The organism is Streptomyces soli, assembly GCF_003999195.1.
In the GTDB taxonomy this organism is placed as follows: Bacteria; Actinomycetota; Actinomycetes; order Streptomycetales; family Streptomycetaceae; genus Actinacidiphila; species Actinacidiphila soli.
In genome coordinates this window covers 16,368-28,375 of record NZ_RJVR01000198.1, presented here as the reverse complement: position 1 = coordinate 28,375, position 12,008 = coordinate 16,368, and the positions used below count along the sequence as shown (strand labels likewise).

The 12,008-nt window shown below is 68.1% G+C and carries 13 protein-coding genes; 4 read left to right on the top strand and 9 right to left on the bottom strand.

Annotated features, from left to right (window positions below):
• Window positions 1-595 precede the first annotated feature (595 nt).
• On the bottom strand, window positions 596-1,363 hold the full coding sequence (gene map, locus EFK10_RS18990) for a type I methionyl aminopeptidase (RefSeq protein ID WP_127356880.1): 768 nt from the start codon (window positions 1,361-1,363) through the stop codon (window positions 596-598).
• A gap of 64 nt (window positions 1,364-1,427) precedes the next feature.
• Between map and EFK10_RS18985 the strand changes: the two genes are divergently transcribed.
• Window positions 1,428-1,703: a helix-turn-helix domain-containing protein gene (locus tag EFK10_RS18985; protein WP_127356879.1), complete on the top strand. Its 276-nt coding sequence runs from the start codon at window positions 1,428-1,430 to the stop codon at window positions 1,701-1,703.
• Between the two features lie 1,861 nt (window positions 1,704-3,564).
• Here the strand turns inward: EFK10_RS18985 and EFK10_RS18980 are convergent.
• The 8 genes from EFK10_RS18980 to EFK10_RS18945 all read right to left on the bottom strand — a co-directional run bounded on the left by EFK10_RS18980 (window position 3,565) and on the right by EFK10_RS18945 (window position 8,724).
• Window positions 3,565-4,299 carry a cation transporter gene (locus tag EFK10_RS18980; RefSeq protein WP_127356878.1) on the bottom strand — a complete coding sequence of 245 codons (735 nt, stop codon included), beginning with the start codon at window positions 4,297-4,299 and terminating at the stop codon, window positions 3,565-3,567.
• The gene (locus tag EFK10_RS18975) at window positions 4,296-4,631 is read right to left on the bottom strand and encodes an ArsR/SmtB family transcription factor (RefSeq protein WP_127356883.1); all 336 of its coding nucleotides are present in this window, start codon (window positions 4,629-4,631) and stop codon (window positions 4,296-4,298) included. The genes EFK10_RS18980 and EFK10_RS18975 overlap by 4 nt, the downstream gene beginning before the upstream one ends.
• A 479-nt stretch (window positions 4,632-5,110) precedes the next feature.
• A complete protein-coding gene (locus EFK10_RS48740) occupies window positions 5,111-5,299 on the bottom strand; it encodes a low molecular weight phosphatase family protein (RefSeq protein ID WP_206305506.1) in 189 nt (62 codons plus the stop codon).
• 85 nt (window positions 5,300-5,384) lie between these two features.
• The gene (locus EFK10_RS18965; protein WP_127356877.1) at window positions 5,385-5,774 is read right to left on the bottom strand and encodes an ArsR/SmtB family transcription factor; all 390 of its coding nucleotides are present in this window, start codon (window positions 5,772-5,774) and stop codon (window positions 5,385-5,387) included.
• A gap of 16 nt (window positions 5,775-5,790) precedes the next feature.
• Entirely contained in the window at window positions 5,791-6,750 is a 960-nt protein-coding gene (locus EFK10_RS18960; protein WP_127356876.1) for a cation diffusion facilitator family transporter, read from the bottom strand.
• 87 nt (window positions 6,751-6,837) lie between these two features.
• Window positions 6,838-7,029, bottom strand: a complete 192-nt coding sequence (locus EFK10_RS18955) for a hypothetical protein (RefSeq protein WP_127356875.1) — start codon at window positions 7,027-7,029, stop codon at window positions 6,838-6,840.
• A gap of 135 nt (window positions 7,030-7,164) precedes the next feature.
• Window positions 7,165-8,010 (bottom strand): ZIP family metal transporter, encoded by an 846-nt coding sequence (locus EFK10_RS18950; RefSeq protein ID WP_127356874.1) that lies wholly within the window; start codon window positions 8,008-8,010, stop codon window positions 7,165-7,167.
• A gap of 126 nt (window positions 8,011-8,136) precedes the next feature.
• Entirely contained in the window at window positions 8,137-8,724 is a 588-nt protein-coding gene (locus EFK10_RS18945) for a DivIVA domain-containing protein (protein WP_407647100.1), read from the bottom strand.
• Between the two features lie 749 nt (window positions 8,725-9,473).
• Here EFK10_RS18945 and EFK10_RS18940 point away from each other — a divergent pair.
• The 3 genes from EFK10_RS18940 (at window position 9,474) to modA (ending at window position 12,008) form a co-directional block, all read left to right on the top strand.
• Window positions 9,474-10,088 (top strand): superoxide dismutase family protein, encoded by a 615-nt coding sequence (locus tag EFK10_RS18940; RefSeq protein ID WP_127356872.1) that lies wholly within the window; start codon window positions 9,474-9,476, stop codon window positions 10,086-10,088.
• A 163-nt stretch (window positions 10,089-10,251) separates the two neighbouring features.
• Window positions 10,252-11,064, top strand: coding sequence for a hypothetical protein (locus tag EFK10_RS48735; RefSeq protein WP_206305505.1), 813 nt, complete (start codon window positions 10,252-10,254; stop codon window positions 11,062-11,064).
• A gap of 119 nt (window positions 11,065-11,183) precedes the next feature.
• On the top strand, window positions 11,184-12,008 hold the full coding sequence (modA, locus tag EFK10_RS18925; protein ID WP_127356871.1) for a molybdate ABC transporter substrate-binding protein: 825 nt from the start codon (window positions 11,184-11,186) through the stop codon (window positions 12,006-12,008).

The window sequence follows — 12,008 nt, the reverse complement described above, 5'->3', positions numbered from 1 at the left end:
GAACGACACCACCTCACCCGGCAGCTCGATTGCCATCCTGACCCCCGTCGGTCATGTCTCCGACAGCTCATCAGAGACGTTGCTCAAGGAGGGGCAATAGACAGGTAAACGCACAATCAAGGTCGACGACCTCGACCCGTACACAAGAACCTCGACACGGTCTACCGTCCACTGGTGCCCGACGCCGGGCCCTGATCCGCAGACTTCTGTCCGTCCGGACGAAGCGGTAGCGCGCATGCGGCGAGAGTTTCCTCGGCTCCCGTTTGCGGGCGGCTTTCGCCGGGCTTTCCCGCTGATCTGACCTGGCGGCGTGAGAAGAGCGCGAGTGAGCAGTTCTTCGACTTCTCCGATCCCCGCGGGCCAGTGCCGACTGCCGCAGCCCTTCGCTTTTCGGCGTTCGTCGAGGACAGCCGGTTCACCTTCGACGCGGTCGAGAGGATGAAGGACGCGGTCATGGGCCTGCTTCCCCAGGAGAGTGGAGGGGGCGTGTTCTGCGCCTCGCGTTCTCCCGGCACCGCGTTCTTCGGATCTGTGGGTTTCGTGTCGAACACAAGGGTGGCGTGGGGCGTGAAGGCCCCGATCCGATCCGATCCGGTCAGGGCAGGGTCAGGATGCGGGGGCCTTCTTCGGTGATGGCGACGGTGTGCTCGATGTGGGCTGCTCGGCTGCCGTCGATGGTGTGGAGGGTCCAGCCGTCGGTGCCGGTGCGGTAGTCGTCGCGGCCGCCGGCCATGAGCATGGGTTCGATGGCGAGGGTCAGGCCGTGGCGGAGGGGGAAGCCGCGGCGGGGGCGTCCTCGGTTGGGGACGTGGGGGTCTTCGTGCATGCGGCGGCCGATGCCGTGGCCGCCGAAGTCGGCGGGCATGCCACAGCGTGCGGATCGGGCGACGGTGCCGATGGCGTGGGAGATGTCGCCGATGCGGTTGCGGGGGGTGGCTGCGGCGATGCCGGCGTCGAGAGCGCGCTGGGTGGCGGTGATCAGGTCCAGGTCGGCTGGGCGGGGGTTGCCGACGGTGAAGGTGATGGCGGCGTCGCCGGTCCAGCCGTCGAGTTCTGCGCCGCAGTCGATGCTGACCAGGTCGCCGTCACGCAGGTGGTAGCCGGTGGGGATGCCGTGGACGATGGCGTCGTTGACCGAGGTGCAGATCACGGCCGGGAAGGGCGTGGGGGCGAAGGAGGGCCGGTAGCCGAGGAAGGGCGAGCGGGCCCGGGCCTTGGTCAAGACGGTGCGGGCCGCTTCGTCCAGTTCCTGTAGGGACACCCCGACGCCTGCCGCTTCCCGGACGGCGGCGAGGGCCTGGGCCACGACACGCCCGGCTTCCCGCATCGCGTCCAGCGCCGCGTCGGTCTTGATCTCTACCATGTCCTGCGACTCCCTGTCTCACGCACCGGCATCCAATTCTTATACCGGTATTAGTATCACGGACATGGTGAGAACTCCTTTGACTCCGTGGGAACGGCAGCGCGGAGAGCGGTTCGGTGCGCTGCTGCGTCAGGCACGCGGCGATCGCAGCATGGTGGAGATCGCTGCGGCGGCGGGGGTGTCGGCGGAGACGCTGCGCAAGATCGAGACCGGTCGGGCGCCGACACCGGCGTTCTTCACCGTGTCGGCCCTGGCCGCAGCGCTGGAGGTGTCCCTGGATGAATTGGCTGCTGCCTGCGTGCAGGACAGCGACTTCGGTGACCAGGCACTCTCGGCGTGAACCTCGACGGCGGGTTCGGTCTCCTCCGGCATGGACCGGGAGTCATGGTGGAAAGGTCGGGGAGGTCTCGGGCTCCGATTTCAGTCACAGCAGCCCAGGAGCCATGCCAGCCGCATCCGTTGTTCGCGGCGGATACTACGGCGACCCCAGGCACTGGGGCGGCTCCGGCAATCACGCCGGCTCCGGTGGCCATCCGTCAGGACGATCGGTAGCGGCCGCAACGACGCCCTGAGTGGTCCAGGTCACAGAAAATGGGTCTCGTCATTCGAGACAACCAGTCGGTAGAACCAAATCGTTTCCCATTAACTGGCCTCTGGCCGCACGGTTTTCCGGAGTTAGGGCACGCGAAGGGCACGACGGGACGGAATTGGTCTAGACAACAAGCAAGCCCCATGCCTCTGACCTGGGGCTCAAGCGTGGAGCGGGTGACGGGAATCGAACCCGCGCTCTGAGCTTGGGAATCTCGGGCGCCTCCCGGTGTGTATGCGCAGGTCAGCCGGTATCTGCGCCTGATCGGTTGGTGGGAGGGCCTGCTCCCGCTGTTGCCCCTTGCCGCCCGTGGGATACCGCCCTGACTGGTGCGGAAGTGGTGCGGCCGGGCTGTTGGTGGCCAGCAGGGGCGTTCCGGTTCGATTCGGGTCCGCCGAACTGTGGACTGTGTCAGGGCTCGGGGCACACCCTGGAAAGCAATTCTGGTCAGTACTCCGGACGGAGGCCAGCATGTGCAGTCGACTGCGACGGTGTCGCACGGGGTGTGCGGCGTGTACGCGCTGCGGACGGCGGCCGTCCACGGCGTGGCAGGGCCCGAGGATCGTCGCCCAGCTGGCCGCTGTGTTCGCTGGTCGCGGGGCCGCCCGGTGAGCGTTCGTCCTGCCGTCACTTCCATGCCAGTCCCTTCACTGGTGGTCGTGACCCCCGGTCGGGCGGGTGTCTCAGTGGTCGTGGGGTCCGTCGCGGCGGGCCGGGCCGTGGGCGTCGTCGCAGTGCGATGGGGTGTCGGTGCCGTCGCTGCCGGGGCGGGTGAGGGCGAGGACCGGGTCGAACCGCACGTGGTGGCGACTGGCAGCACCTCGTCCCGCCCACAGGTGAGTACGAGTACGAGTGCCAAGGCCTCCCGGCCCTTCACCGTGCAGCAGTTGGCCGCCGCCGTCGGCTGTAAGGCCGGATCACGTCAAAGGCCGCCGACTACCGACAGGCGCAATGCACGACCGACGAGGCCAACTACGTGTTTCTCGACTTCGACATCACCGCCGGACAGCGCGCCTGGCTGGACTACTCCCAGCCGTACAGCGGGCTCTACCTGGTCGGCAACCGCTGGCTGCTCTCAGCGAAGTCCAAGGCGTACACGAGACCCTCCGTGCCAAACTCGGCGGCACCGTCGAGGAACTCGACGCCTACGGCCATTCCGCATTTCCCGTTGGATCGAGGTGCCCCAGGCCGGGCAGCACGAACCGGACAACCCCGCGCCCGTCCTAGAGCTCAAGCCCGCCGCGGCGGGCGCCACCCCGATCAGCCCGAGCGCGAGTACGGTGCCGAGCACACTGCCCTCCGCGTCCCCACCGTCGTCCTCGCCGGCGTCGGACGAGCCGAGCCCGGTCGCCGACGAGGCCACGCAGAGCAGTGACGCGCGAAGGGGATCGGCGTCGTCGCAGCCATCGTCGGCGCTGCCGTCATCGCCTTGGTCGGCGCCGTGCTGTGGGTCAAGCGCCGTGGCGGTGGCACCGAAGCGTAGGTCGGGCGAGCCGGGGAGTTGGAGTCAGCGCCCCGGCTCGCTCACGACGGTGCGCGCAGCCCGAAGGCTGTCCCTGTCCGCACCGCGTACTGCGCCAGCGCGGCCAGCGCCCGGGCGGTCATCGTCCGCTCACTCCCCGGCTTCGGTCGGGCCGCAGCACGTGCAGCCCGGACTGCACCCGCATCCGTCCTCTGTCGCGGCCGTCTCGGACCCCGCCACGGCACCGACCGGAACGGCGCAGCAACTCTCGCCACGCCACGCCTCCCGGCCTTCCTTGACGGCGACGGCGGCGATGACCAGGGCGGCGATCGGGTCGGCCCAGGCCCATCCGAGGAAGGTGTTGGCCAGTAGTCCTGCCAGCAGGACGGCGGACAGGTACGTACACAGCAGCGTCTGCTTGGAGTCCGCGACCGCGGAGGCGGAGCCGAGTTCGCGCCCGGCCCGGCGCTGGGCGGCGGACAGGAACGGCATCACCGCCAGCGACACGGCGGCCAGCACGATGCCGGGCGTGGAGTGTCCGGCTTCGCCGGTCCCGGTCAGGGCGCGGACGGAGTCGACAGTGACGTAGGCGGCCAGGGCGAAGAAGGAGAGCGCGATGATGCGCAGCGCGGTCTTTTCCCGTGCCTCGCGCACCGCGTGGTCGGCGGCGGAGAACTGCCAGGCGACCGCGGCGGCGGAGGAGACCTCGATGACCGAGTCCAGGCCGAAGCCGACGAGCGCAGTGGAGGATGCGATCGTGCCTGCGGTGATGGCGACGACTGCTTCGATGACGTTGTAGGTGATGGTGGCGGCGACCAGCAGCCGGATCCGCCGGGTCAGCACCTCGCGGCGGTCCGGGGCGGAGCCGAGGGTTGCCGCAGTCACGGGCAGCAGCCCTTCTCGGCGTCCACGCACGTACGGTCGGCCTCGACGGCCAGCACCGCGTTGTGCAGGTGGTCCAGGGCGTGGCCGAGCCGGGCGTCGGCCAGCTCGTACCGCACCCGCCGGCCTACGGGGACGGCGACGACCAGGCCGCAGTCGCGCAGGCAGGCAAGGTGGTTCGACAGCCGGGTCCGGGAGATGCCGAGGGCGTCGGCCAGGTCGGCCGGATGGGCGGGGGCCTCGTTCAGGGCGATCAGCAGGCGGCAGCGGATCGGGTCGGCCAGCGCGCGGCCGAACCGCGTGAGCGCATCGATGTCCGTGGCGATGGTAGTCAGCACACCAAGAACCGTACAGGAAATTCTGAATTCAAGAAAGCGTGTACCTTCTGCCCCAAGACCGCTCAGGCGGGCACCACCTGGGCGGTCGGGGCGACAAGCCGGATCGGCGGGGCCGGCCGGGTCCTGATCAGTTCCGCCACACTCCCAGGCAGGCACGTGTCCCGCTGCTGCTGCGGCTCTTCCCCCGGCCGCCATCTCACGCCGGGCGGTTCACTGGCCCGGCGCGCCCGGAACCTTGCGCCCGCGACATGGCCGGCACGCAGGCCAGAATAGCGACGTGGCATCGCTGACGCCGAGTTGGTGGCCCCACGCCGACAGCGTTATGGCCGCAGCCGCATGGCGAGGCCGGATGCGAAAGCATCTGTGCGGTGACAAGGTTCCGGCGACCCAAGCCGACCGCGACGCGAAGGCGAACACCAGCCTCGGCGACCACGCCAGCACGCCCCCGCCCCTCATGGGTTGCGTGCTGGCCCTAGCTAGAGGACGTCCTCATCGTGCGGGCCCTCGTCGAAGCCGTCGCTCTCGCAAAACATCTCGACCTGGGCTTCCACCACGTGCTGCTTAGGCTCCCGCAACAGGGAAACGACGACATCGGCAGCCCGGACGATTTCGTCGGTCCAGGGCTTGGCGAACTCGCGGGAGATGTCGATGCTGCGCTCGCTCATCGCGACGATGGCCGCCGGGTTGATCTCGTGTCCGGGCTCGGTGGGACGTTCTGACCAGGCCGGAGGCCAGCCTCATGTCCCGGTCTCAGCGGGCTGGGTAAGCTGCTCGATCCCGCCAATTGGGCAGCGGGAGTCGGTCATGGAGTTCCGCTGGGTCGGAGTGGTCGACGATCAGTACCAGTGCCGCCAGATCGGCGAGCGCGTGGGCGAGCTTGGGGTCGGCCAGCTGGTAGCTCACTCGCCGGCCTGCGGGTATGGCGGTCACCAGACCGCAACCTCGCAGACAGGACAGGTGGTTGGATACGTTGCCGCGCGTCATGCCGAGACGGTCCGCCAGGTCCGCGGGGTAAGCGGGTGCTTCCAGCAGGGCGAGGAGGAGCTGGCGACGGCTCTCGTCGGCCAGCGCGGTGCCCACCCGGGCGAGTGCGGCAGCATCGACGGCTATGACGGGGCTTTCCGGTTCGTAGGTTGTCATTACATCCCCCAGGTGGTCATGCCAGTGCGCGGTGGACAGGGCCGTGGGGATCGGCGCAGTGCGCCTCGGCGGAGGCTTGCTCGGGGGCATCGAGGACGTGATCCGTCTGCAGGGTGGCGTGCTGGATGCCGTACTCGGCCGACAGGTGATGCTGGAGCAGGGTGCGGGTGTTGTGGCAGTCAAGGTCCTTGTGGACCAGGACGTGCGCCGACAGCGCCGGATAGCCGGAGGTGATGGTCCAGATGTGGAGGTCGTGGACCTCTGCGACCCCGGGCCAGGCGGCGAGTTCCCGGCCGATGCGTTCGGGATCGAGGGACGCCGGTGCTGCCTCGAGCAAGATCTTGCAGGATGCCCGGACGAGGCCGTACCCGGCCTTCAGCATCAGGACCACCACGACGAGCGACGCCAGGGCATCGGCTCGCATGAAGCCGGTGAGCAGCACGACCAGGCCGGCCACCGCGGTGCCGATGAACGCCCAGAGGTCGTTGAGGAGATGCTGGAAGGCACCCTCGACATTGAGACTGGAACGGTTGGCCTTGCCGATCAGCCAGACGGCGACGATGTTGACGGCGATACCGGCCAGTGCGGTTCCCAGCACCAGTCCGCCCTCCACCTCGGGCGGTGTGATCAGGCGGCGTACGGACTCGTAGCCGAGGATCGCGCCGAGCAGCAGCAGCGTGATGCCGTTGACCTGAGCGGAGAGGATCTCGGCCCGCTTGAGCCCGTACGTCAGGTGCCCGCGGGCCGGGCGGGCGGCGAGTCGCATCGCGATCAGGGCGAGGACCAGGGACACCGCATCGGTGAGCATGTGCCCGGCATCGGAGATCAGGGCCATCGATCCGGCGATGACGCCGATGACGACTTCGACGGCCATGAAGCCGGCGATCAGGACGAGCGCCGCCGTGAGGTAGCGGCGGTCCGCTTCGGGGCTCAACGCATGGCTGTGCCCCGAGTGATCATGGTGATTGTCGTCCATGGTGCAGCCTCCGATATTCGAGTCGGGCAAAGGGGAGTCCGGCGTTGTCCGCGTACGGATGACGCCCCGGCCGGCATCGGCTGGGGGTCAGTCGTTGTCGGCGTTGCGTACGGCGCCCTTTCCGGCGCACGCCTGCTCGGCCTCGTGGTCGCACTCGTCCTTGTGGTCGTGGTCCTCACCGGTGTGCAGGTGCGCATCGCCGGCGTGGTGGTGGTGACCGGTCTGGCGGGACTCCTGGTCCTGGAGGCTTGTCGTTTCGCCGCGGCACTCAGCGCTCATGGCCTTCAGCCTTTCTGTGGTCGTGCTCTTCGTTGGCACCGCACCCGATGGGGCACGGCGTCACCTTCCTCAGCGGCCCCGAAGGCATGGCCGTTCCTTACCGCTGCGGCTGGTTGGGGGGTATGGCGCGTGGTGTCAGTGCGCCAGGACCATGAGGGTTCCGAGAGCGGATGCCACGGCGATGGAGGCCGCCATGTGCCGGCGGCCCAGCTCACCGGACTTGCGTTTGCTCGCCGCGAGTTTCATCCCGACGACCGCGGTGCGCAGCAGGACGCCGCCGACCAGGGCGAGCAGTACCGGGACGAGGATCACCGGCAGGGGTCGGAAAGTGGCGATGATGACGCCGACCGCGGGGCTGACCGCGGAGGTCACCAGCCACGGAAACAGCCGCTGCTTGGCCTCGCCGAGCATGGCGGCCAGGGTCACGCCCTCGCTGGCGGAGTGGATGGCCAGGGCCAGGATGATGGGCAAGGAGACGATCAGCGCCAGCGTCGCGCCTTCGATGACCCGGTGCGTGGTCAGTGCGGCGGCCGTGCCCATGCCGCCGAAGGCGACCGCCTGCACCGCCTCCTTGACGCGGCGGTGGCGTCCTGGGGCGTGCCGACCAGGCCGAGGGGACTCGTCCTCGTGCCCGTGTGCGCAGCCCTTGCGTGTGAAGTAGGTGACCACCAGGAAGCCGAACGCGCCGGAGGCTCCGGCCACCCACAGCGGCAGCCCTGTTGTTACCGACTCCCTCCAGACATCCGGGATGATGTCCGTCATCGCGGTGGCCAGCATGATCGCGGATGCGAGGGACAGCCACAGCCCGCTCTTCTCCGCATTCCGGCGGGCAAGCCATGCCCCGGCCAGCGTCGCGGCGCTGATCAGCGCAACCGCAATCCAGGCGCCAGGTCCGGGAGAATTCCCTTCCAGGGACTCTCCGGCCAGAGTGAAGGAATACCCCCCTGCAGGAAATCCGATATCCAGTACCGTGGCCACCATTTCTCATTCTCCTGCCGTGGACTGACTGGGAATAATCACCGACTGCGCGACGGAATGAATGAGTGAACCATCCAGTCGTCTTTTGCGATGTTTTTGGGGCGTGGAATACGGTGGGGCCGCGGAGGGTCAGGCCCAGTTCTCGCTGACTACCCGGTGCCCGTCGACGGGCGCACTGCGCCAGACACCGGGATGAGACATCTGCGGCGGCACCGTCGCCTCTCCAAGGCCCGGTTCCGCGTCGGGGCTTTGGCGGCCGGCGTCGAGGCGGCTCAGCTCCGCTTCGATGGCCTGGTGCTGTTCGTACAGGCGCGCCCGCAGCCGACCGAAGAACTCTGCCGCGAACTCGTGCAGGCCGCCGACCTCACGCTGGATCCCGGCCGTGTGGTCCCTGACCTGGCGTTCGATCGAGGAGGCGCGGGCCTCGGCCTCCTTCACGATCTGCTCGGCCCTCTCAGACGCCTCGGCGACCGCTTCGTCGGCCACCTTCTGCGCAATGGCCATAAGGCGTTCCGCGCTGCCGTTGCGGGATGGCAGCGTCTGCTGGGCAGCGCGCACAGCCGCTTCCCGTTGCTCGCGCAGCCCCGCGTTCTCCCGCACGAGCGCCGACATGACGGACTCCACCCGCCCCATGAAGCTGTCGACCTCGCCCAGGTCGTAGCCCTCGCGCAGGCGCACCGTGGTGAACACCTGCCCCCGCACGTCCTCCGGCGTCAGCCACGGCTGCTCGCAGCCGGCTTTTCGGGGCACGTGCACGACACGGGCCTCGCCTCCGTCTTCTGCGTGCGTATCTCTGGAATCCTGGTGACCCATTGATCCCCGCCCCCTTCTGTATGGCGAACGATGCGTTCGTGGAGTTTGTCCCCTCGAGCATTCCCGCACCCATTGGACGGAAAACCGGCGATTCATTCGCGGCAAAATTGATACCATAGGACTGTGCGGTGATCGCACAGGCGGTGCGCCAGCGAAATACTCCCGGGCATCTATTGATTGACTCTCCTCGACGGTTTCCATGGCCACTGAATTGCGGCTGAAATTGAATGCCTGAAAAAATTCCGGCACTGGAGAGGGAGAATCATGAAGAGTCACGCTTCAAGAAGGCCCTGGCCGCCGCGGTCGTCTCGCTGGCGGTCCTGTCCGGTACGGCGGCCACCGCCGCCGCCCCTGCTCACAACGACTACCGGCCCTGCTCGGAGATGAGACAGCCGGTGCCAGCGTTGCCGCCGGTGACTGTGTACGTCCGGTCGGCCGGATCCGGAAGGGCTTCAGGATTCCAGGGCACAACGCTTCGGCCGGCGTCACCGGTGCGCCAGCCGCTGTAGGGATGTAGGGGAGGGCGCCTGCTCGACCGCTTCACTCCAACGGACGCCTTGAAAACGTGGCGCGGAATCGCCGGCCGGTACGGTGGGACCGCCACCCTCCACCACGCTGGACTCCTCCATCACCTTCGTCGAAGGAGACCGCTCATGAGGATTCTTCGCAAAGCGTCTGCCCTCGCCGTCACAGCAATGCTCGCGGTGCCGACCACAGCGGCATTCGCGTATGACGGCTCCCGCACGGTGAAGGCGGAGGGGCGGTTCGTGCCGCCTTCGCCGTTCCATCCGTCGAAACCGCTGACGTACGACTCGAAGAAGGTGCCCGTGGGCGCTCGCATCTCCGTTGTCGAGCATGTGGGCGGGCGCGTCGGCGGCGCGACCACCAGCGTTCGGCTCCAGGTGAGCGGGCTGCTCCCGAACCGTATGTATGGCGCGCATGTGCACACCAAGCAGTGTGGCCGCACCCCGGATGCCTCGGGGCCGCACTACCAGAACGTCAAGGACCCGCACCAGCCTTCCACCGACCCCGCCTACGCGAACTCCGAGAACGAGGTGTGGCTGGACTTCACGACCGACGTCCGGGGCCATGCCACCGCCGAATCCCGGCACGACTGGCGCTTCCGGCCGGGCGCGGCGCGGTCCGTGGTCATCCACGAGCACGGGACGGCGACGAAGCACGGCAAGGCAGGAATGGCTGGGGCGCGGCTCGCCTGTCTCACCGTGCCTTTCGCCGGCACGACGGACGAGGCGGGCACCGGCAAATAAGACCGGCCAGCAGCTGGTGATAGGCCGTGGCCAGTTGATGGGCGGGGAAGGCGGTGGTCCAGCAGGCTGGTGACCAGACCCTCGTCGCCGGGGCGAACCGCGAAGTCCGATGCCCCAATTCGTACCTGGGACAGTCTCCTCCTCGTCAGCCGCTCCCGCCGCCGTGCTCAATCTGGACCATGACGCTGTGCAGGCGCTCATTGAGCGCTGGCGGGCCGACCCGAGCAGCACGTACCGCTCTTGGTTCCTGCGGGAGGAGCGGGTCAAGAACTTCCGGTCCATCCGGCGCGGGATCGAGCAGGTCGTGCGCGAGATCGAGGAAGGGACCTTCGGAGCCGATTACAAGGGCTCGTTGCTGCAGACCGTCGTCGGCTCCATCGCCGAGCAGCGCCAGATGTTCAGGGGCGCCGATCCCGCCTTCTTGTGGGCGGCCTGCCCGGTTGTGGTCGTGTTGCGTTCCGGATCCCAAGGAGATGCGGCGGCGGCCGGCGCGAGGGCGACGCCGGTCAGTGCCCGGCCGCGGTCGGTGAGCCCGTACATCACCAGCCGCCCGTCCCGGCGAGAGGCGGCCAGTCCGGCGGTGGGCAACTGCCGCAGGTGGTGGGAGACCAGCTTCTACGCCTGCCCGACGACCCAGGCCAGGTCGCACACGCACGGCGAAACGTGGCGGCCGCTGGGTTACCAAGGATCCCGGACGGTGAGCCGGGCGGGATGGGCGATGTCACCGGCCAGGACAAGTCCTGCGAGGGGACTGCTCACGGGCTCCACCTCCGAAGGTGCTTCCTGCCGGCCTCTCGGTGATTCCCTCTACGGCGGTCAGTCATGCCGCATGAGCAAGGAAAATATGACCAGCATTGCGCATATGCCATCCATCCAGGCAATTCCAGGGCGCAGATGCTTCACCCTGGCATGGATTTACTCGGAGGAAGGCACAAGCGATGTGCCTTCCTCGAACCGTTGGGCTTATGCAATGTGACAACAGACTCGGTACTTGCAGATGCGACACTATGATCGTCACACGGGCACGTACCGGACAGGTCGTGGAAGAACCGCGAATCCGCGCATCTGGCGCGGCAGATAGGGAGAGACCCTGTGATGATCCGTTCCGCGCGCCGCCGGACCCTGCAGCTGGCCGTCGGGGGCACTGCGGTGCTGCTGACGCTCAGCGCCTGCTCCTCCTCGTCCTCCTCCGACACCCCGGCCGGCGCCTCGGACTCCCCCTCGGCGTCCCCGTCGACGAAGCTCTCCGGGACGGTGACGGTCTTCGCCGCCGCCTCGCTCCAGGAGAGTTTCACCACCCTGGGCAAGGAGTTCGAGGCCGCGTACCCGGGTACGAAGGTCGAGTTCAACTTCGGCGGCAGCGACGTGCTGGCGGCGAGCATCACCTCCGGCGCCCCGGCCGACGTCTTCGCCGCCGCGAGCCCGAAGACGATGAAGATCGTGACGGACGCCAAGGACGCGACGGGCACCCCGGTCACCTTCGTACGCAACCAGCTGGAGATCGCGGCTCTGCCGGGCAACCCCAAGAAGATCAGCTCGCTCAAGGACCTCACCAAGTCCGGGCTGAAGGTCGCGCTGTGCGCGAAGACGGTGCCTTGCGGCGCCGCCGCGCAGAATGCGCTGACCGCGGCGGGTCTCAAGCTCACGCCGGTCTCGTACGAGCAGGACGTGAAGTCCGCGCTGACGAAGGTGGAGCTGAAGGAGGTCGACGCGTCCATCGTCTACAAGACCGATGTGAAGGCCGCGGCCGGCAAGGTCGCCGGTGTCGAGTTCGCCGAGTCGTCCAAGGTCATCAACGACTACCCGATCGTGGCGCTCAAGAACGCCCCCAACGCCACGGCGGCCCAGGCGTTCATCGGGCTGGTGGAGTCCGCCGAGGGCCAGAAGGTGCTCACCACGGCAGGCTTCCTCAAGCCGTGA